Raw genomic sequence first — 18333 nt, 5'->3', positions numbered from 1 at the left:
TACACCCGTCGGCGATTCCCCGCAATGCGACAGCCGTTACAGCGTTTTTGCCCGCTCCCGAAGCTGGAATTTCTGAATCTTGCCGGTCGATGTCTTGGGAAGCTCTTCGAACACCACGGTTTTGGGGGTTTTGAACCCGGCCAGCTTGGTCCGCGCAAAGGCGATTAGTTCGGCCTCGGTTGCGGTGTGATTGTCCTTCAGTTCGACAAAGGCGCAGGGCACTTCGCCCCACTTGTCGTCCGGCTTGGCAACAACGGCACAAAGCAAGACCGCATCATGGCTCATCAGCGTGCCTTCGACCTCGACCGATGAGATGTTCTCACCCCCCGAGATGATGATGTCCTTGGCCCGGTCCGCGATCTGGCAATAGGCGTCCGGATGCATCACCGCGATATCGCCGGAATGGAAATATCCACCGGCAAAGGCCTCTTCGGTCGCCTTGGGGTTCTTCAGGTAGCCTTTCATCACCGAATTGCCGCGAATGACAATCTCACCCTGGGTTTTGCCATCACGGGTCACGGGTTTGCCGTCTTCGTCGAACACGTCGATATGTTCCATCATCGGAAACGCCACGCCCTGCCGCGCCTTGATGCCGGACTGCGCGTCCTGGTCCAGCCCGTCCCACGCCTCGCCCTGCCACAGGCATTCGGTCACATGCCCGTAGGTTTCGGTCAGCCCGTACACCTGCATCACGTTGAACCCCAGATCACCGATCTTGGCGAGGGTTGCCGGGGCAGGGGGCGCGCCAGCGGTAAAGACCTGCACGTCGTGGTCAAAGTCGCGCCGATCCGCCGGGTCGGCGTTCACGATGAGGTTCAGAACAATCGGCGCGCCGCCGAAATGGGTCACACCTTCATCGGCAATCGCGTCGTAAATCGCCTTGGCGCTGACATCGCGGCAACAGACCACCGTGCCGCCCAGCAGCGGCATCATCCACGTGTGGTTCCAGCCATTGCAGTGAAACAGCGGCACAATCGTCAGGTATTTGGGCCGCAACGTTAGCTGCCAGCTCACCACCGTGCCCATCGTCATCAGATAGGCACCCCGATGGTGGTAGACGACGCCCTTGGGCCGTCCGGTTGTGCCGGACGTATAGTTCAGCGCAAGGCTCTCCCATTCGTCCTCTGGCATCCGCCAGTCAAAGGTCGGATCGCCGCCCGCCAACACATCCTCGTATTCCGGATAGTCGCTGGACGCATGCACGCCCTCATGCGGGTCGGCCACTTCGATCACCTGAGGCGCGTCGCCCTCCATCAGTTCAATGGCCTCGGCAAGAACAGACATGAACTGCGGATCACACAGCACAACCTTGGCTTCGCCGTGGTCCAGAATGTAGGCAATCGTGTCCACATCCAGACGGGTGTTGATCGTGTTCAGCACTGCACCACACGCGGGCACGCCGAAATGCGCTTCGGCCTGGGCGGGGATATTGGGCAGGATCGTCGCCACCACGTCGCCGGGCTTTACCCCCATCTGCGCCAGCGCAGAGGCCAGCCGCGTCACGCGGTCATGGTATTCGGCATAGGTCTTGCGATGCGCTCCATGCACCACGGCCAGCGTGTTCGGAAACACCTCTGCCGCCCGTTTCAAATGGGACAACGGGGTCAGCGGGACGTAATTCGCCGCCCGTTTCTCCAACCCGCTCTCATCGCGCATCCAACCCATGATATCGTCTCCCCTGCGACAATCTGTGCAAAGTCACATAGCGCAGGGATTGAACAAGGGAAAAGCCCAAACTTGCGCTGTCTGACGCGAAATGGCACCTCTGACGCATGATTATTTCCCCGGGCCGCAATTTCATTTTTGTGCATATCCCCAAAACAGGGGGAAGCTCGATGGCGCTGGCGCTGGAAGAGCGCGCCCACAAGGATGACATCCTGATCGGGGATACGCCCAAGGCCAAACGGCGCAAGGGGCGCTTGGACACGTTGCGCCCCAAGGGACGCCTTTGGAAACACAGCACGCTGGCCGATATCGACGGGATCGTATCGTCAGAGGTTCTGGCGCAGATGTTCATCTTCACGCTTGTCCGCAACCCGTGGGACCGGATGGTCAGCTATTACCACTGGCTCCGCGATCAGCATTTCGAACACGCCGCGGTGTCACTGGCAAAAAGCAAGAGTTTCGAGGGCTTTGTGCGCGACGCGCAGACCGCAGCCACGTTCCAGGCCGCGCCCTATGCCAGCTATGTCACCGATGCCACCGGGCAGGAACGTGCAACCACTTTTGTCCGGCTCGAAGCGCTGGAGGCCGATCTTGCGCCGGTCTGGGATCACCTGGGATTTCGCGTCGCCGTCCCGCATGTAAACCGGTCGGCGCGGCCCAAAGACTACCGCATGGCCTATACCGATGAGACGGCCGATATCGTGGCGCGCATCTGTGCCGTGGATATCGCGCGGTTTGGATACCATTTTTCTGCCTGATTTGTGAGGTAGGCTGACAAACGTGCCGCAAAGATCGGCAAAGAGCAGAAGAGCGCGGCGTTCTAGCCGCCTGTCGATCAGACAACACATCCTTGCGGCACGGTCGTTTTGACCGTCCTCAAGAGGCGGCGATTATTCAGGGGAGGACACTTGAAAAAGGAGACCTCTCATGTGTCTGACTGCCGAAGCCTTTGCGCTGTTTCTCAACATGCTTGCTGTTCCGGAACTTACATCCGAGCCGGGACGGATCATCATCCATGCCCAGGCTCGCGATACACATTGGATTGCGGTCGAGGATACGTGGTGCACCCGCGCCCCTCAGCTGGACCAGATCGACCGTTTCGCGTCGCTGCAGGCCCGGTAAAGCCCAAGCCGGGCAAATGCCCGGCCTACCATGTCGTCATCTGGCGTATGCCGGGCTTCAGCCCGGCAAACCGTTAGGCCGCTTTTGCGTCTGGCGCAAAGCGCCCGTAGAACGACTGCCCCTTCGCCGCCATTTCGCGCAGCAACTCCGGACAGGCAAAGCGGTCACCAAACGCCTCGGTCAACTCGTCACACCGCGCGGCGGCGTATTCCGCACCCAGCATATCGAGCCAGCTCAGCGGACCGCCGGACCACGGCGCAAAGCCCCAGCCAAGGATCGCGCCCACGTCACCCTCGCGGATGTCCATCAGCACGCCATCTTCCAGCGCACGCACCGCTTCAAGCGATTGCGCGAACAGAAGTCGGTGCTGCACATCCACCAACTCGGGCTGCTCCTCTGCCTGCGGATACTGTGCCGTCACGGCCTCGGACAGACCCTGGCGCTTGCCTTTGTCGTCGTAGTCATAGAAACCCGCCGCCGTTTTCCGGCCAAGACGTCCTTGCTCTTCCATCCAGAAGATCACGTCATCAACCTCGCCATCGGGATAGGCATCGCCCATCGCGGCCCTTGTGGCACGGGCGATCTTGGCGCCCAGATCAATCGACGTCTCATCGACCAATTGAAGCGGACCCAATGGCATCCCCACCATCTTGGCAGCGTTTTCGATCAGGGCAGGGGCCACACCTTCCTTCACCATCCGAATGCCTTCGTTGATGTAGGGAATGATGCAGCGGTTCGCATAGAAGAATCGCGCGTCGTTTACGACAATCGGCGTCTTGCGGATCTGGCGCACGAAGTCGAGCGCCTTGGCCACAGCACGGTCTCCGGTTGCCTTGCCCTTGATGATCTCCACCAACATCATCTTCTCAACCGGTGAGAAGAAGTGAATGCCGATAAACTGATCCGGCCGCTTGGACGCTTTCGCCAATTCGGTGATCGGCAGGGTCGAAGTGTTGGTGGCAAAGATGCAATCCTCGCCAATCACCTCTTCCACTTTCGCGGTCACTTCGGCCTTGATCTTTGGATCCTCGAACACCGCTTCAACAATCAGGTCACAGCCGGCAAGCGCCGCATAGTCGGTCGTCGCCGTGATCCGCGCGAGCATCGCATCCGCCTTGTCCTGCGTGATCTTGCGACGCGACACACCCTTTTTCGTATAATCTTCTACATAGGCCTTACCCTTGTCCGCCGCCGCCTGTTCACGATCCAGCAGCACGACCTCCATACCGGCCTGCGCCGACACCAGCGCAATCCCGGCACCCATCATGCCCGCGCCCAGAACGCCAACCTTCTTCACCGACTGATCGTCCACATCCGCCGGTCGCACCGCACCTTTTTCTAACGCCTGCTTGTTAATAAAGAGTGACCGGATCATCGCCGAGGAGGACGGGTTCATCAAAACATTGGTAAACCACCGCGCCTCGATCTTGAGCGCCGTATCGAACGGCACCAACGCGCCTTCGTAGACGGCAGACAACAACGCCTTCGCCGCTGGATAGACGCCCTTCGTCTTGCCGTTCACCATCGCCGAGGCCCCCACAAAGGTCATGAACCCTGCCGGATGATAGGGCGCACCACCGGGCATCTTGTAACCTTTGGCATCCCACGGCTTAACGATATCCGCATCGGTGGCGTTCAAAACCCACTCGCGCGCGGCAGCCACCGGATCGTCCACAACCTCGTCAATAAGTCCAGCCGCCTTGGCTTTTTTCGGATCAGACAGCTTGCCTTCGAGCAGGAACGGCGACGCCGCCATCGCGCCCATTTTGCGCACCAGCCGCGTCGTGCCACCCGCGCCGGGAAAGATGCCGACCATGATCTCGGGCAGGCCGATCTTGGCCTTCGGATTGTCGGCGGCAAAGATGCGATGGCACGCCAAAGGCACCTCAAGCCCGATGCCCAAAGCCGTCCCCGGCAGCGCCGCCGCAATCGGCTTGCCGCCCTTGTTGGTCTTCGGGTCCATCCCCGCACGCTCGATCTTGCGCAGCATGTGGTGGCCGTTCATCGTGAAATCAAACAGCGCCTGCGCCGGGTTGTCCCCGGCTTCCGCCCGGATCGTCGCCAGCGTGTTCAAGTCCATGCCCCCGGCAAAGTCCGGCTTTCCGCTCGTGATCACGATCCCCTTGACCGCCTCGTCCGCCAGCGCATCGTCGATCAGGTCATTCAAGACCAGCATCGACTCCCGGCTCATCACGTTCATGGACTTGCCCGGCACATCCCAGGTGATAATCGCCACGCCAGCGGCGTCTTTTTTCATTGTGAAATCAGTCATGTCTTTGGTTCCTTCCGATCACACACGTTCGATAATCGTTGACGCACCCATGCCGGACGCAATGCAAAGCGTGGCAAGGCCTGTGCCCTTGCCGGTGCGCTCCAACTCGTCCAGCAGCGTGCCGATGATGATCGCGCCAGTGGCCCCCAACGGGTGCCCCATCGCGATGGACCCGCCGTTCACGTTCACCTTGTCCGCGTCCACATCAAACGCCTGCATGAAGCGCAGAACAACCGACGCAAACGCTTCGTTCACCTCGAACAGATCAATGTCGGAGATGCTCATGCCATTGTCGGCAAGGATCTTCTCGGTCACCGGCACAGGCCCGGTCAGCATGATGGTCGGATCGGTCCCGATCTTTGCCGTCGCCTTGATCCGCGCGCGGGGCTTCAGGCCCCATTTCTCGCCGAATTCCTTGTTGCCGATCAGCACACCGGCGGCTCCATCCACGATGCCAGACGAGTTGCCAGCGTGGTGGATGTGGTTGATCTTCTCCAGATGCGGGTACTTCATCAGCGCAATCGCGTCGAAACCGGGCATCATTTCACCCATCTGCTGAAACGCCGGGTTCAGGGACCCGAGGCTCTGCATATCGGTACCGGGGCGCATGTATTCGTCGTGGTCCAGAATGCTCAGGCCGTTCTGGTCCTTGACCGTGATGATCGACTTGTCGAACCGCTTGTCATCCCAGGCCGCTTTCGCGCGCTTTTGGCTTTCGACGGCCAACAGGTCCGCGTCTTCCCGGCTGAACCCGTATTCGGTTGCAATGATGTCGGCCGAAATGCCCTGCGGCACAAAATAGGTCTCCATCGCGATCGACGGATCCACGGCAATCGCCGCGCCATCGCTGCCCATGGCCACGCGGCCCATCATTTCTACGCCACCCGCGATATAGGCCTCCCCCGCGCCACCACGCACCTGGTTGGCAGCAAGGTTCACCGCTTCCATGCCGGAGGCGCAGAACCGGTTGATCGCCAACCCGGGGATCGACTGATCCAGTCCCGAGGCCAGAACCGCCGTGCGCGCAAGACAGCCCCCTTGTTCGCCGACCTGGGTCACGTTCCCCCAGATCACATCCTCAACCGCGTGGCCCTCAAGCCCGTTGCGATCCTTCACCGCGTCCAGCACCTGTGCGGACAGGCGCACGCTGGTCACTTCATGCAGGCTGCCGTCTTTGCGGCCCTTGCCGCGCGGCGTGCGCACCGCGTCATAGATATAAGCTTCGGTCATTGTGCTCTCCGTCTCAGGCCCGATCCGCAGGGGATCCGGGCATCAGGTCATAAGGGTGTTTCCAGCCGGGTGTCGCTTCGATGTTCGACAGCCAGCGGTCGATATTGGGCCAGTCCGCGCGGTCGAAACCGAACGGTTCGGGATAGAACAGGTATCCGCAACACGAAATGTCGGCATTGGTGATCCCGTCCCCGACAATCCAGTCGCGCCCTTCAAGATGCGCGTCCAGAACCGAATAGGCTGCTTTGAGCCGCCCTTGCATGAAGCCGATCACCTCGACCGGGCGTTTGTCTTCGGGCAGGAAATTCATCAGAAACCGCGTCATGCCGGCCTGAGACGACAGCTTGTGGTTGTCCCAGAACACCCAGCGCATCACCTCGCGCGCCTCTTCCGGTGTCGCGCCGCCAAATTTGCCGGATTTCTCACTGACATACATCTGGATCACACCCGATTGTGTCAGCGTTTCGTCGCCATCCACCAGCACCGGTGCTTCGCCCATCGGGTTGATGTTGGTGCGATACTCCGCACTGCGCGTCTCTCCGCCGAAGAAATCCACCTTCACAGGGGCCCAGTCGAGCCCGCTCAGTTCCAAGGCCAGCGCCGCCTTGTAGGCATTGCCCGACTCGCCAAAGCAATAGAGTTGAATGGTCATAGGGGGGTCCTTTGTGATGAACGGGGCAGGGGGCCAGCATCCTCGGCCTGCGGCCTCACCCCCGCGGTATTTGTCAAACAGAGACGATAAGCGCGCGTCCCGTGCTTCTTTGGTTCAAAAATACCTCCGCCGGAGGCTCCCTCAGATGCCACACGCGGTGCCGTCAGACACATCACAGCGCCCTCGCAATCAGTTCTTTCATGATCTCGTTGGTGCCGCCGTAGATCCGCTGCACGCGGGCGTCGGCCCACATTTCGGCAACCGCGTATTCCTGCATGTAGCCGTAGCCGCCGTGCAATTGCACGCACTCGTCCAGCACCTCGCCTTGCGTGTCCGACAGCCAGTATTTCGCCATGGCGGCCTTTTCGACGGTCAGTTCGCCGCGCAGGTGTTCTTCCATACAATTGTCCAGAAACGCACGCGCCACGGTGGTCTTGGTCTGGCATTCCGCCAGCTTGAACCGGGTGTTCTGAAACTGCGTCAGTGGCCCACCAAAGGCCTCGCGTTCCTTGCAATAGGCGATCGTGCGCGCGACAGCGCCTTCCATCGCGCCCACCGCGCCGCAGCCGATGATCAGCCGTTCCTGCGGCAGCTGCTGCATCATCTGGTAGAAGCCCTTGCCTTCCTCCCCGCCCAGAAGGTTCTCCGGTGCGATCTCCACATTGTCGAAGAACAGCTCCGACGTGTCCGCCGCGTGGCAGCCGATCTTCTCAAGGTTGCGCCCACGCTGGAAGCCCTCTGCGCCATCGGTTTCCACGACGACCAAAGACGTTCCTTTTGATCCTTGGGCGGGATCCGTCTTGGCCGCCACGATAATCAGGTTCGCGTGCTGGCCGTTGGTGATAAACGTCTTTTGCCCCGACAAACGGTAGGCGTTGCCGTCCTTCACCGCGCGCGTCTTGATGCCTTGCACATCCGATCCGGCGGCGGGTTCCGTCATCGCCAAAGCGCCAACCAACTCGCCCGTCACCATCTTGGGCAGCCAGCGCTGTTTCTGATCTTCGGTGCCGTATTCGAGGATGTAATGCGCCACGATGCCGGAATGAATGCCGTGGCCCCAGCTTGCCAGATTGGCGCGGCCCGCTTCCATCAGGATCACCGCTTCATGGCCGAAATCGCCGCCAGCGCCGCCATATTCCGCTGGCACGGACGGGCAGAGCAACCCAAGCTCCCCGGCCTGCTGCCAGGTCTCGCGGTCCATCTGACCCTGCTTGCGCCACTTGTCATACAAAGGCTGCCACTCGGTCTCGATGAACTTCGCCGTCATCTCGGCAAGCATCTCGTGCTCGTCGGTCATCCAGTTTGATCGCATGGCTCCCCCCAAATCCCGCATTATCGTTTTCGCGCCTCCAACTCGCTGTTGAACAGGCGCAGCCGGTGTCCCAGCGCCTCGGAATCCGTGACGCTGTCGAAGTTTTCGAACAGGAAGGACAGCGCTTCCCCTTCGTCCAGACCCGCCTCGTCGGCAAACCGTTTGAGGCGACGATAGCCATCCTCGGTCATCGCGGCCGGAAATCGGCGGGTCAGGCGAAAGCGTTTGGGCATCTGTCCTCCCGGACCTTAGAAGTTGGCCGCCTCCAGCGCCATCACGGACTCGGCCCCGGTCTCGATGCGCGCGAGGTGCATCTTGGTGGCGGGCAATTGGCGTGCCATGTAGTAGCGCCCGGTGGCCAGCTTTGTCTCGTAGAACGCCACGTCGGATGCGCCGTCTTTCAATGCCTTCGACGCCGCAAGACCCATCCGTGCCCACATGTAGCCAAGGCAGACATGGCCGAACATGTGCATGAAATCATACGACCCCGCCAGCGCGTTGTTCGGGTTCTTCATGCCGTTCTGCATGAAATACATCGCCGCCGCCTGCAGGTCTTTCGACGCTGCTTTCAAAGGCTCAAGGAAGTCGCGGTCAAACGCCTCGTCCTGGCCTTTGTTGTCCGACGCAAACGTCTTGATCATGTCGAAGAACGCCATGACATGTTTGCCGCCATCCTGCGCCAGTTTGCGACCCACAAGGTCCAACGCCTGAATGCCGTTTGCACCTTCGTAGATCATCGCAATTCGTGCGTCGCGGGCGAACTGGGACATGCCCCATTCTTCGATGTAACCGTGGCCGCCATAGACCTGCTGGGCGTTCACTGCCATCTCGAAGCCCTTATCGGTCTGGAAGCCCTTGATGATCGGGGTCAGCAGGGAAATCAGGCCGTCGGCGTCCTTGTCCGAGTTCTTGTGCGCCCGGTCGATCAGGTACGCGCCCCAATAGGTGAACGCGCGCGCGCCTTCGGTAAAGGACTTCTGATCCATCAGGTTGCGGCGGATATCCGGGTGCACGATGATCGGATCGGCGGCCTTGTCGGGCGCCTGAGCGCCAGTCACGTCGCGGCCCTGCAAACGATCATTCGCATAGGCCACGGCGTTCTGGTAGGCCACTTCGGCCTGCGCATAGCCCTGAAGGCCCACGCCCAGACGCGCTTCGTTCATCATGGTGAACATGGCGCGCATGCCTTTGTGCATCTCACCCACCAGATATCCGGTCGCCTCGTCATAGTTCATCACGCAGGTCGAATTGCCGTGGATGCCCATCTTTTCTTCGATCTTGCCGACAGACACGCCATTGCGTTCACCCAGGGACCCGTCTTCGTTGACAAGGAACTTCGGCACGATGAAGAGCGACACGCCCTTGATGCCGTCCGGCCCGCCGGGGATTTTTGCCAGGACAAGGTGAATGATATTGTCCGCCATGTCGTGATCGCCGGCCGAGATGAAGATCTTCTGACCTGTCACCTTGTAGCTGCCATCGTCCTGCGGCACGGCCTTGGTGCGCATGAGGCCCAGATCGGTGCCGCAATGCGGCTCGGTCAGGTTCATTGTGCCGGTCCACTCGCAGGTGGTCATCTTCGGCAGATAGGTCTGCTTCTGTTCGTCCGAGCCATGAAAGTAGATCGCTGAATACGCGCCATGCGTCAGGCCCTGATACATGTTGAACGCCATGTTGGACGACACGAATGGTTCCTGCGCCGCCGTGTGCATCACGTAAGGCAGGCCCTGACCACCATATTCCGGATCGCAATCCAGCGCGGTCCAGCCGCCGTCGCGCATCTGGTCAAACGCTTCCTTGAAGCCGGTCGGCGTGCGCACAACGCCGTTTTCCAGAACGCACCCTTCGGTATCGCCCACCGCGTTCAGCGGCATAAGCACTTCGGAGGCCAGCTTGCCCGCTTCCTCGATCACCGCGCCGGTGAAGTCGCGGTCCAACTCTTCATAGCCGGGGATATCCTGCTTTGATGCTTCCAGAACATCGTGCAGGATAAACTGCATGTCTTTCACGGGTGCGGTATAACTTGGCATGTTGGGTCTCTCCTAAAACCGAATGGCTTATTCAGCCGCCTTTTTGGTCTGATCCATCGACGCGAGCATCTTCTCGCCCCAACGCATCTGTTCTTTGAGTTCTTCAATCGCCTGGTTCAGCTCGTCGCGCTGGTTTTCCATCTCGGTCAGGCGCTGTTTGGCGATTTCGTAGGTGCGGGCCAGCTGCGTCTGCTGCTGATCGCCCATGTGATAGAGGTCCAGAAGCTGGCGAATCTCCTCAAGGCTGAAGCCAAAACGCTTGCCGCGCAGGATCAGCTTGAGCCGCGCGCGATCGCGCTTGGTGAACAGTCGCTTCTGGCCGTCCCGGATCGGGAACAGCAATTCCTTCGATTCGTAAAAACGCAATGTGCGTGGTGTGACGTTATAGGCGTCGCACATTTCGCGGATCGTCATGATGCGGTCATCAGTCATTCTCGTTTCCTCAGTTCGGTGCCGTCATGACATCGAAATGCGAAGGCTGGGGCTTTCATACAATGGGAATTTACGTTGACGTAACTCAGACGCCACGTCACTTTTTCGTTGACGTAAGATCATTCCACGTCAGGTGCGGGGCAGCGAAACTATCTTTCAAAGCGCTTTGAGGGGCGTTCACATATTCGGTATGGAATATCTTACCCGGAATCGGTGTATCCGGGGTTAATCACTCTGCTGTGTCTGAAAGCCGCTTCAAAGCCTCAGGCCCGGGCGTTGACGAAGCTTCAGTTGCCCAGGCTTGCAGCGGTATCGTCGCGCAGTTGCCGAAGCTCTGAAATCGCCTCGTCCAACTGTGCGCGCTGCTCGTCCAGTTCGGCCAATTGTCGATCGGCCAGTTCGATCCAGGCCTGCATCTGGGCTTCGGTGCCTTCATGTTCGTAGATCAGAAGCCACTGCCGGATGTCTTCAAGCTGGAACCCGAACTTGCGTCCGCGCAGGATCAGCGTCATGCGCGCAACTTCCTTTGGCCCGTACCAGCGCGAACGGCCATCCCGCTCGGGCTGCAAAAGCTCGATATATTCGTAATACCGCAACGTGCGCGGCGTCACATCGAACTTCGCGCACATTTCCTTGAAGCTGAGCTTTTGGTCGCTCATCCCGATCTCCTCGCCTTGGGTTGACCATAGGGTCACCTCCGGGGATCGGCAAGTCGGCTCCCGCTCATGCGGCGCACACCCTCCAGCAGATCGTCGGAAAGATGCGCGCCATGTAAAACCGAGATGTCACCGGTCGTTTCCAGCACCACGGCGCGCACCTCGTGGAACGCCAGAACGTTCGCTTCGCGCAACTTCGTGATCAGGTCCGTCCGCGCAACGCGCGTTTTCGCCAAAGCGACCTCATCAATGGTCCCGTTTTCCATGAGAAGAACCGGATCGTTCTGCATCAGGCGACGCGCGCGCGGTGACACCCGACGCGCCATCTGCAATCCAACCTGAGCCCCCATCAGACCGGCAATCGCCGCGTTCGCCGTCAGAAAGGCCGACAGGTCAGACGCCTGACCGGCCCCGGCCAACAGCGACCCGGTGGCCACTGTGACCACGAAATCAAACGATGTCATCTTCGAAAAAGACCGTAAGCCCACCACGCGCACGAGCAGAATGACCCAGATCAACGCGACCGCGGACAGGCTGACGGCTTTCAGAACCGTCCATGTCATATCTTCAATCATGTAAGGTCCCTTCAGGTGATGCCCGCGCATTGCGGTTGAAGGGGAAACGTCTGCGACCACCGCTGGTTCCCCAATGGCTCCGGGCCTCTGGCCTTCGCGCGCTGGCAGGCGTAAGCCTAGGGCGCAGTGCAGGAGCCACCATGACCGCGAACAAAGCCCAGATCGCCAAACAGTTCATTGCCTTTCTTCCCCATGCCAAGGCGCTGGGGATGGAAATCGTCGAGATCGGTGATGGCTCGGCAGAGATCACCATGCCCTATGCCGACCATCTGGTTGGCGATCCGAAAACCGGTGTGATCCATGGCGGGGCCGTGTCAGCACTCATGGACACCTGCGGCGGCGCCGCAGTGATGTCCCATCCGGATGCGCCCGCAGGCACCGCCACCATCGACCTGCGCATTGACTATATGCGCGGCGCGACCCCGGGGCAGGCGATCACCGCCAAGGCGCATGTGTATCACATAACCCGGACGGTTGCGTTTGTCCGGGCCACGGCCTGCGACGAAGACACGGATCGCCCTGTTGCCTCGGCCACAGGTGCCTTTACCGTGGAGGGCCGCTGACATGGCCCGCAAAACGCCCGAACCCGTCCAGATCGTCAAGCAGCGCCGCGATGCAGCCCTCACCGCGCTGGTGAGCGGTGTGCCCTATATCACCTTCATGGGCATCAGCTTTGACCGCAGAGGCGATGAGGTGACCGCGATCCTGCCCTTTGCCGAGAAACTGATCGGCAATCCGACCCTGCCCGCGATCCATGGCGGCGTGACCGCGGCGTTTCTTGAAGTAACAGCCGTGATCACTCTCAGCTGGGCCTATATCTGGGAAGACCTTGAAAGCGGCGCGCTGGATGTCGAAGCGCTGGCGGCCGGGGATCTGCCCCGATTGCCCAAGACCATTGATTTCACCGTCGACTACCTGCGATCCGGCCTGCCGCGCGACGCCTATGCACGTGCGACCATCACCCGCGCCGGACGCCGTTATGCGTCGGTCCAAGCCGAAGCCTGGCAGGACAACCGGGACCGCCCCTTTGCACAGGCCACGGCGCATTTTCTCATGCCGCGGAATGACTGACACAGCCGACGCGCGGTCCGGGATCACCAATCGACGAGTCCTCAGGATCGCGCTGCCGATTGTGCTGTCCAACGTCACCATCCCGATCCTCGGGGCGGTGGACACGGGTGTGATTGGCCAGATGGGCGAAGCCGCCCCGATTGGCGCGGTGGGGCTGGGGGCCATTGTCCTGTCGGCGCTCTACTGGGTGTTCGGCTTTCTGCGGATGGGCACCACCGGGCTGGCGGCGCAGGCGAAAGGGCAGGGCGATCACGCCGAGGTCGCCGCGATCCTGACCCGCGTGCTGATGATCGGCGTTGTCGCCGGAGTGGCGATCATTCTGCTGCAAGGACCGCTGATCTGGGCCGCTCTGTCGCTCGCACCGGGAAGTGCGGCCGTTGAAACGTTGGCGGCGCAGTATATGGCCATCCGGGTCTGGTCTGCGCCTGCGGCCATTGCGGTGCTGGGCATCACCGGCTGGCTGATCGCGCAGGAACGCACCCGCGCAGTGCTTGTGCTGCAAGTGGGGATGAATGGTGTCAACGTGGTGCTCAGCATCTGGTTTGTGCTGGGTCTGGACCTTGGCGTTGCCGGGGTGGCTTTTGCGACCGTGCTGGCCGAATGGGCGGGCCTCGCCATGGGGCTCGTCTTGTGCCGCGCCGCCTTTGCCGGGCCGGGCTGGCGCTCCTGGCATCGCGTGTTCGACCGGATCAAGCTGGTCCGCATGGCGCGGGTCAATTCCGACATCCTGATCCGGTCCCTGCTGCTGGAAGGGATGTTCCTGTCGTTCATGTTTCTGGCTGCGGATTTCGGCGATGTCACGCTGGCGGCCAACCAGATCCTGCTGCAATTCCTGCACGTCACCGCCTACGCGCTCGACGGGTTCGCGTTTTCCGCAGAAACGCTGGTGGGGCAGGCGGTGGGCGCACGAGCGCTGCCCACGCTCAGGCGGGCCACGCGGGTTGTCAGCCTCTGGGGGCTCGCAACAGCGGTCCTGCTGGCGGTTGGGATCTGGGCGCTGGGTCCGCAGGTCATCACGGTGATGACAACGAACGCCGATGTGCAATCCGCCGCCACCAGCTTTTTGCCCTGGCTGATCGTCACCCCGGTCGTGGCGCTGGCGTCGTTCATGTTTGATGGCATCTTCGTCGGGGCCACACGCACCGCTGACATGCGCAACATGATGATCGTCTCGGCGGTGATCTACGCCTGTGCTGTTGTGGCTCTGGTGCCGACATGGGGCAATCATGGCCTCTGGGCTGCTTTGACCATTTCGTTCCTGGCGCGCGGGGCAACGCTCGCGCTACGCTATCCGGCGTTGGAACGCTCTGTCAGCCGTTAACCGGGTCTTCACCTTGTTCTGCGACTGTGCCGCCATGCCTGGACTGCCCGACCACCTGACACCCGAAAAATGGCTCACCCAGATGCTGACCTCGGCAGAAGCGCGAAAGGGCGGTGTCGTCAAGCGCCAGATCCGCGATGTCGAACGGCTTGTCGGGTATGACGCGTTTATCCATGCGGTTCAGGCACGGGGATTTCAGGCGGTCCGCAATGGCCGCCACTATGTTGTGTTCTGCAACGACCAACCGATCCGCCGGGTGCGATAGAAGCGGCTTCGAAGCCGCTTGCCCAAGCGCCTTCGAAGGCGCTTCCCCTTGCCCCGACCGCCACACCTCGCTACCTGTGTCGCGTTCGATAGATGAGGCGCGCGATGAACGATCTTTTTAACTCTTTTATGACTGGTCCCGACGAAAAGGGCCGCTTTGGGATTTTCGGGGGGCGGTTCGTCTCTGAAACCCTGATGCCGCTCATTCTCGAACTGGAAGAGCAATATGAACGCGCCAAGACCGATGACAGCTTCTGGGAGGAAATGAACTTCCTCTGGAAGCATTATGTCGGCCGCCCCAGCCCGCTTTACCACGCCGAACGCCTGACCGACCATCTGGGCGGCGCGAAAGTCTACATGAAGCGCGATGAGCTGAACCACACCGGCGCGCACAAGATCAACAACGTTCTGGGCCAGATCATCCTCGCCCGCCGCATGGGCAAGACCCGCATCATCGCCGAAACCGGCGCGGGTCAGCACGGCGTGGCCACTGCCACCGTCTGCGCCAAGTTCGGCTTGAAATGCGTGGTCTACATGGGCGCGCATGATGTCGAACGCCAGCAACCCAACGTGTTCCGCATGAAACTGCTCGGTGCTGAGGTGATCCCGGTGACCTCCGGGCGCGGCACGCTCAAGGACGCGATGAATGACGCCCTGCGCGACTGGGTCACCAATGTGCGCGACACGTTCTATTGCATCGGCACAGTGGCCGGTCCGCACCCGTACCCGGCGATGGTCCGCGATTTCCAGTCGATCATCGGCAAGGAAGCTAAGGAACAGATGATGGAGGCCGAGGGCCGCAACCCAGACACCATCATCGCGGCCATCGGCGGTGGCTCGAACGCGATGGGCCTCTTCTATCCGTTCCTCGACGACAAGGAGGTCAACATCATCGGCGTCGAAGCCGGCGGCAAAGGTGTGAACGCCAAGATGGAGCATTGCGCGTCCCTCACCGGCGGCCGCCCCGGCGTGCTGCACGGCAACCGCACTTATCTGTTGCAGGACGACGACGGTCAAATCCTCGAAGGCTATTCCATCTCTGCGGGCCTCGATTACCCCGGCATCGGCCCCGAGCATTCCTGGCTGCACGAAATCGGCCGCGCGCAATACGTTGCCATCACCGACAAGGAAGCACTTGAGGCGTTCCAGCTCTGCTGTGCCACCGAGGGCATTATCCCGGCGCTTGAGCCGTCCCACGCCTTGGCCCACGTGATGAAGATCGCCCCCGATCTGCCCAAGGACCACATCATCTGCATGAATATGTGCGGTCGCGGCGACAAAGACATCTATTCGGTCGCGCGCCATTTGGGAATCGATATGGGCGAAGAAGGCCGCTGACGCCTAAACGTCTGTTTTCGATCAAGGGGCTGAGCACGGCGGACATCGCGGCGTTGCGCAACACGTCCGAAGGCACTGTGAAAGCACAGACCAACGCGATTTATCGCAAGGCGAACGTGTCAGGGCGCCCGCAGCTATTAAGCCTGTTCATTGATGAGTTGATGTCGGACGCATTGCCCGTTGCGGGCGCCAATGTCGCGCCCCGGATCGACAAGGCATCCTGAGCGGGCTTACTTGCCCGATGCCGTGATGTTGTGTTCCTCCAACACGTCCAGCGGCACAATTTCCAGCGCGCGCTTATGCGTCGCCTCAAGGTTCACCTTGGGTGCGCAGCCTTCGTCATGGGCTTGCAGGAACCGCCCGGCGCACAGGCACCAGCTATCGCCGGGCTTCAGCCCCGGAAAGCGGAACTGGGGCATGGGGGTGCTCAGGTCATTGCCGACATATTTGGAAAACGCGAGGAACTCTGCCGTCATTACGGCACACACGGTATGGCTGCCCTGATCGGCGGCACAGGTGTTGCAATGCCCGTCGCGGAAGAACCCGGTCAAAGGGTCGGACGAGCAATGGGCCAATGCGCCGCCCAATACGTTAACGGATTCGTCTTGTTCCATGGTGTGATCTCCTGTTGCACCGCAACTTAGGTGGGATCGCCCTGCCAATCCACCCAACGGCCATGGAAATCGGCACGTCCCAGTGCAATGTAACGATCCCCGGGCCAAACCCGTGCAGTCAAAGCGGCCCCGCGTGTGCCGTCATCGGCTTCCATGCGCAGCCATGCCAACGGGGTCACTGCGGTGGCCCGCGCGCCTGCCGCCTCGATCAAAGCGGTGCCTTTGGCCTGCCGTTCTGCCGGAAAGTACTGCCAAGCGATTGTGTGGGTGATCAGATGCGTCCGGCCCGCCGGTGCGGTCGCAAGACGCCGTTCCAGCCAGTCCACCGCATCGCCGCGATCCACAGCCGCCGCGCTTGCCGCGAGGGCCGCTTCGGTCAACGCAAGGCGGTCTGGCTGGTCGGCCCAAAGATAGGCCCGCAATCGCAGCGCATCCGCCGGATCACGCGGGTTGAGCGGGTTCAGATCGACACCGCGTCGGTCCTGCATGGTAAAGCCAGTCAGCTTAGGCAAGGGGCCGGACCAGTCCGGCGTGAGTGTCAGGGCAGGGGTGTCTGGCCCCAACCGCCCCTGCGCTGTCTCTAACGCGTATTGGTCGAACATCAGGTTCAACCCACCACTTGCCCCCAGTTCGGACAAGTGGATCTCCGGCACCCGGGTCATGGCGACAATCGCATGCGTGCCCGCGATCAGGGCGGCACTCCGGCGCACTTCGTTAGTCTGCGGTGGTGAGGTGATCCAGTTGCGCAGGAACGGGCTATGCGTTTGCAACGCGTCGGACAGTGCTGCTTGCAACGCTGCATCAGACACCGCGTTCGGCGGATAGGCGGCGATCAACGCGGCGTCCTGCCCGGTGAGCACGAGCGCATGTAACCCCGATGCAAGGCGCAGCGGCAGGGAATGTCCCTTTGGCCCAATGTCGCCCTGATAGGCCTGAATATCCGCGTCCAGATCAGACCCATGTGGCCAGACCTGCGCCAGCAACGGCAACATCCGCGCCATGAAGGGCGATCCCAGAGCCGCGCAATGACCCGCCTGCGCCATCAACGCAATGGCGAGGCTCACCGAAACTTGTCCATCAGCTTCTGCATCGCGCTGCGTGTGTCCGGTTCGGGGTCAGCCTTGGGCGCAGATTTCGGCAGGTCCGCCTTTTCCGTCTTGGGTTTGGTCGTCGAAGACCGGGGCGGGTTCACCCGCAACGCAACCGCGTTCATGAACTTGCCAGTGTCGCCATCCGCCAGATGTGCAGCGCCATCCGAAATCCCGCGCAGCAGGTCGTCCAGCCACTCCGCATCCGCCTTGGGAAAATCGTTGAGCACATATCCCGCGACCTTGTCCTTGTGTCCCGGATGCCCGATGCCCAGCCGCACGCGCCCATAGGCCTCACCGATATGCCCGTGGATCGACCGCAGCCCATTATGCCCGGCATGCCCGCCGCCCTGTTTCACGCGGCATTTGCCGGGGGCGAGGTCCAGCTCATCGTGGAACACGGTCACATCGCCGGGGACGAGTTTGTAAAACTGCATCGCCGCCTGAACCGACTGGCCGGACCTGTTCATAAAGGTCTCGGGCTTGAGCAGCAGCACCTTGTCAGACCCAAGACGCCCTTCGGTCACCTGTCCCTGAAACTTGGCTTTCCACGATCCAAACCCGTGATCCGACGCGATCTCGTCCAGCGCCATGAACCCGATATTGTGCCGGTTCTTGGCGTATTTCGCACCGGGATTGCCGAGGCCTACAAAGAGTTTCATCGTGCTCTGCCTTTGTCGTTTCGGCCTCT

General features: G+C 61.0%; 20 protein-coding genes and 1 pseudogene. 8 read left to right on the top strand and 13 right to left on the bottom strand.

The window, feature by feature from the left end:
• Positions 1 to 36 precede the first annotated feature (36 nt).
• Positions 37 to 1665 (bottom strand): AMP-binding protein, encoded by a 1629-nt coding sequence (locus MWU54_RS06115; RefSeq protein ID WP_247081509.1) that lies wholly within the window; start codon positions 1663 to 1665, stop codon positions 37 to 39.
• A gap of 107 nt (positions 1666 to 1772) precedes the next feature.
• Between MWU54_RS06115 and MWU54_RS06110 the strand changes: the two genes are divergently transcribed.
• A complete protein-coding gene (locus tag MWU54_RS06110; RefSeq protein ID WP_247081508.1) occupies positions 1773 to 2423 on the top strand; it encodes a sulfotransferase family 2 domain-containing protein in 651 nt (216 codons plus the stop codon).
• 169 nt (positions 2424 to 2592) lie between these two features.
• Complete coding sequence (locus MWU54_RS06105) at positions 2593 to 2787, top strand: hypothetical protein (protein WP_247081507.1); 195 nt, start codon at positions 2593 to 2595, stop codon at positions 2785 to 2787.
• Positions 2788 to 2860: 73 nt separating this feature from the next.
• Here the strand turns inward: MWU54_RS06105 and MWU54_RS06100 are convergent, their stop codons facing one another.
• The 9 genes from MWU54_RS06100 to MWU54_RS06060 form a co-directional block, all read right to left on the bottom strand.
• Positions 2861 to 5059 (bottom strand): 3-hydroxyacyl-CoA dehydrogenase NAD-binding domain-containing protein, encoded by a 2199-nt coding sequence (locus MWU54_RS06100; protein ID WP_247081506.1) that lies wholly within the window; start codon positions 5057 to 5059, stop codon positions 2861 to 2863.
• An 18-nt stretch (positions 5060 to 5077) separates the two neighbouring features.
• Complete coding sequence (locus tag MWU54_RS06095; RefSeq protein ID WP_247081505.1) at positions 5078 to 6289, bottom strand: acetyl-CoA C-acetyltransferase; 1212 nt, start codon at positions 6287 to 6289, stop codon at positions 5078 to 5080.
• A 13-nt stretch (positions 6290 to 6302) separates the two neighbouring features.
• Complete coding sequence (locus tag MWU54_RS06090; RefSeq protein WP_247081504.1) at positions 6303 to 6941, bottom strand: glutathione S-transferase family protein; 639 nt, start codon at positions 6939 to 6941, stop codon at positions 6303 to 6305.
• 172 nt (positions 6942 to 7113) lie between these two features.
• Positions 7114 to 8253: an acyl-CoA dehydrogenase family protein gene (locus MWU54_RS06085; RefSeq protein WP_247081503.1), complete on the bottom strand. Its 1140-nt coding sequence runs from the start codon at positions 8251 to 8253 to the stop codon at positions 7114 to 7116.
• Positions 8254 to 8273: 20 nt separating this feature from the next.
• Positions 8274 to 8486, bottom strand: coding sequence for a hypothetical protein (locus MWU54_RS06080; protein WP_247081502.1), 213 nt, complete (start codon positions 8484 to 8486; stop codon positions 8274 to 8276).
• Positions 8487 to 8501: 15 nt separating this feature from the next.
• The gene (locus MWU54_RS06075) at positions 8502 to 10283 is read right to left on the bottom strand and encodes an acyl-CoA dehydrogenase C-terminal domain-containing protein (RefSeq protein ID WP_247081501.1); all 1782 of its coding nucleotides are present in this window, start codon (positions 10281 to 10283) and stop codon (positions 8502 to 8504) included.
• 27 nt (positions 10284 to 10310) lie between these two features.
• On the bottom strand, positions 10311 to 10715 hold the full coding sequence (locus MWU54_RS06070; protein WP_247081500.1) for a MerR family DNA-binding transcriptional regulator: 405 nt from the start codon (positions 10713 to 10715) through the stop codon (positions 10311 to 10313).
• Between the two features lie 287 nt (positions 10716 to 11002).
• On the bottom strand, positions 11003 to 11374 hold the full coding sequence (locus MWU54_RS06065; protein ID WP_247081499.1) for a MerR family DNA-binding transcriptional regulator: 372 nt from the start codon (positions 11372 to 11374) through the stop codon (positions 11003 to 11005).
• 32 nt (positions 11375 to 11406) lie between these two features.
• A complete protein-coding gene (locus MWU54_RS06060) occupies positions 11407 to 11946 on the bottom strand; it encodes a YetF domain-containing protein (RefSeq protein WP_247081498.1) in 540 nt (179 codons plus the stop codon).
• Positions 11947 to 12086: 140 nt separating this feature from the next.
• Here MWU54_RS06060 and MWU54_RS06055 point away from each other — a divergent pair, with 140 nt between their 5' ends.
• The 6 genes and pseudogenes from MWU54_RS06055 to MWU54_RS06030 all read left to right on the top strand — a co-directional run.
• Positions 12087 to 12509 (top strand): PaaI family thioesterase, encoded by a 423-nt coding sequence (locus MWU54_RS06055; RefSeq protein ID WP_247081497.1) that lies wholly within the window; start codon positions 12087 to 12089, stop codon positions 12507 to 12509.
• A 1-nt stretch (position 12510) separates the two neighbouring features.
• Complete coding sequence (locus tag MWU54_RS06050) at positions 12511 to 13017, top strand: PaaI family thioesterase (protein ID WP_247081496.1); 507 nt, start codon at positions 12511 to 12513, stop codon at positions 13015 to 13017.
• Positions 13010 to 14338 (top strand): MATE family efflux transporter, encoded by a 1329-nt coding sequence (locus tag MWU54_RS06045; protein WP_247081495.1) that lies wholly within the window; start codon positions 13010 to 13012, stop codon positions 14336 to 14338. Before MWU54_RS06050 ends, MWU54_RS06045 begins: the two co-directional genes overlap by 8 nt.
• Before the next feature lie 34 nt (positions 14339 to 14372).
• Complete coding sequence (locus tag MWU54_RS06040; protein WP_247081494.1) at positions 14373 to 14603, top strand: N-(5'-phosphoribosyl)anthranilate isomerase; 231 nt, start codon at positions 14373 to 14375, stop codon at positions 14601 to 14603.
• Positions 14604 to 14707: 104 nt separating this feature from the next.
• Positions 14708 to 15940 carry a tryptophan synthase subunit beta gene (gene trpB, locus MWU54_RS06035; RefSeq protein WP_247081493.1) on the top strand — a complete coding sequence of 411 codons (1233 nt, stop codon included), beginning with the start codon at positions 14708 to 14710 and terminating at the stop codon, positions 15938 to 15940.
• 11 nt (positions 15941 to 15951) lie between these two features.
• Positions 15952 to 16164, top strand: a pseudogene (locus tag MWU54_RS06030) (LuxR C-terminal-related transcriptional regulator); the annotation flags it as partial.
• A 6-nt stretch (positions 16165 to 16170) separates the two neighbouring features.
• Here MWU54_RS06030 and MWU54_RS06025 read toward each other — a convergent pair.
• Genes MWU54_RS06025 through pth form a run of 3 tightly spaced genes read right to left on the bottom strand, consistent with a single transcriptional unit; the run spans position 16171 to position 18304 of the window.
• Positions 16171 to 16554, bottom strand: a complete 384-nt coding sequence (locus tag MWU54_RS06025; RefSeq protein WP_247081492.1) for a DUF2237 domain-containing protein — start codon at positions 16552 to 16554, stop codon at positions 16171 to 16173.
• A gap of 26 nt (positions 16555 to 16580) precedes the next feature.
• Positions 16581 to 17618 (bottom strand): DUF2332 family protein, encoded by a 1038-nt coding sequence (locus tag MWU54_RS06020; protein ID WP_348647612.1) that lies wholly within the window; start codon positions 17616 to 17618, stop codon positions 16581 to 16583.
• A complete protein-coding gene (pth, locus tag MWU54_RS06015) occupies positions 17615 to 18304 on the bottom strand; it encodes an aminoacyl-tRNA hydrolase (protein ID WP_247081491.1) in 690 nt (229 codons plus the stop codon). Before pth ends, MWU54_RS06020 begins: the two co-directional genes overlap by 4 nt.
• Positions 18305 to 18333: the final 29 nt, after the last annotated feature.

It is taken from the genome of Marivita sp. S6314, assembly GCF_023015985.1.
GTDB lineage: Bacteria > Pseudomonadota > Alphaproteobacteria > Rhodobacterales > Rhodobacteraceae > Marivita.
This window is presented reverse-complemented; position numbering and strand designations above follow the sequence as displayed.

What these genes read in the sequence shown, in the direction of transcription:
- MWU54_RS06115 (WP_247081509.1), bottom strand. Translation starts at nt 1,665, where the DNA reads ATGGGTTGGATGCGCGATGAGAGCGGGTTGGAGAAACGGGCGGCGAAT.
- MWU54_RS06110 (WP_247081508.1), top strand. Translation starts at nt 1,773, where the DNA reads ATGATTATTTCCCCGGGCCGCAATTTCATTTTTGTGCATATCCCCAAA.
- MWU54_RS06105 (WP_247081507.1), top strand. Translation starts at nt 2,593, where the DNA reads ATGTGTCTGACTGCCGAAGCCTTTGCGCTGTTTCTCAACATGCTTGCT.
- MWU54_RS06100 (WP_247081506.1), bottom strand. Translation starts at nt 5,059, where the DNA reads ATGACTGATTTCACAATGAAAAAAGACGCCGCTGGCGTGGCGATTATC.
- MWU54_RS06095 (WP_247081505.1), bottom strand. Translation starts at nt 6,289, where the DNA reads ATGACCGAAGCTTATATCTATGACGCGGTGCGCACGCCGCGCGGCAAG.
- MWU54_RS06090 (WP_247081504.1), bottom strand. Translation starts at nt 6,941, where the DNA reads ATGACCATTCAACTCTATTGCTTTGGCGAGTCGGGCAATGCCTACAAG.
- MWU54_RS06085 (WP_247081503.1), bottom strand. Translation starts at nt 8,253, where the DNA reads ATGCGATCAAACTGGATGACCGACGAGCACGAGATGCTTGCCGAGATG.
- MWU54_RS06080 (WP_247081502.1), bottom strand. Translation starts at nt 8,486, where the DNA reads ATGCCCAAACGCTTTCGCCTGACCCGCCGATTTCCGGCCGCGATGACC.
- MWU54_RS06075 (WP_247081501.1), bottom strand. Translation starts at nt 10,283, where the DNA reads ATGCCAAGTTATACCGCACCCGTGAAAGACATGCAGTTTATCCTGCAC.
- MWU54_RS06070 (WP_247081500.1), bottom strand. Translation starts at nt 10,715, where the DNA reads ATGACTGATGACCGCATCATGACGATCCGCGAAATGTGCGACGCCTAT.
- MWU54_RS06065 (WP_247081499.1), bottom strand. Translation starts at nt 11,374, where the DNA reads ATGAGCGACCAAAAGCTCAGCTTCAAGGAAATGTGCGCGAAGTTCGAT.
- MWU54_RS06060 (WP_247081498.1), bottom strand. Translation starts at nt 11,946, where the DNA reads ATGATTGAAGATATGACATGGACGGTTCTGAAAGCCGTCAGCCTGTCC.
- MWU54_RS06055 (WP_247081497.1), top strand. Translation starts at nt 12,087, where the DNA reads ATGACCGCGAACAAAGCCCAGATCGCCAAACAGTTCATTGCCTTTCTT.
- MWU54_RS06050 (WP_247081496.1), top strand. Translation starts at nt 12,511, where the DNA reads ATGGCCCGCAAAACGCCCGAACCCGTCCAGATCGTCAAGCAGCGCCGC.
- MWU54_RS06045 (WP_247081495.1), top strand. Translation starts at nt 13,010, where the DNA reads ATGACTGACACAGCCGACGCGCGGTCCGGGATCACCAATCGACGAGTC.
- MWU54_RS06040 (WP_247081494.1), top strand. Translation starts at nt 14,373, where the DNA reads ATGCCTGGACTGCCCGACCACCTGACACCCGAAAAATGGCTCACCCAG.
- trpB (WP_247081493.1), top strand. Translation starts at nt 14,708, where the DNA reads ATGAACGATCTTTTTAACTCTTTTATGACTGGTCCCGACGAAAAGGGC.
- MWU54_RS06025 (WP_247081492.1), bottom strand. Translation starts at nt 16,554, where the DNA reads ATGGAACAAGACGAATCCGTTAACGTATTGGGCGGCGCATTGGCCCAT.
- pth (WP_247081491.1), bottom strand. Translation starts at nt 18,304, where the DNA reads ATGAAACTCTTTGTAGGCCTCGGCAATCCCGGTGCGAAATACGCCAAG.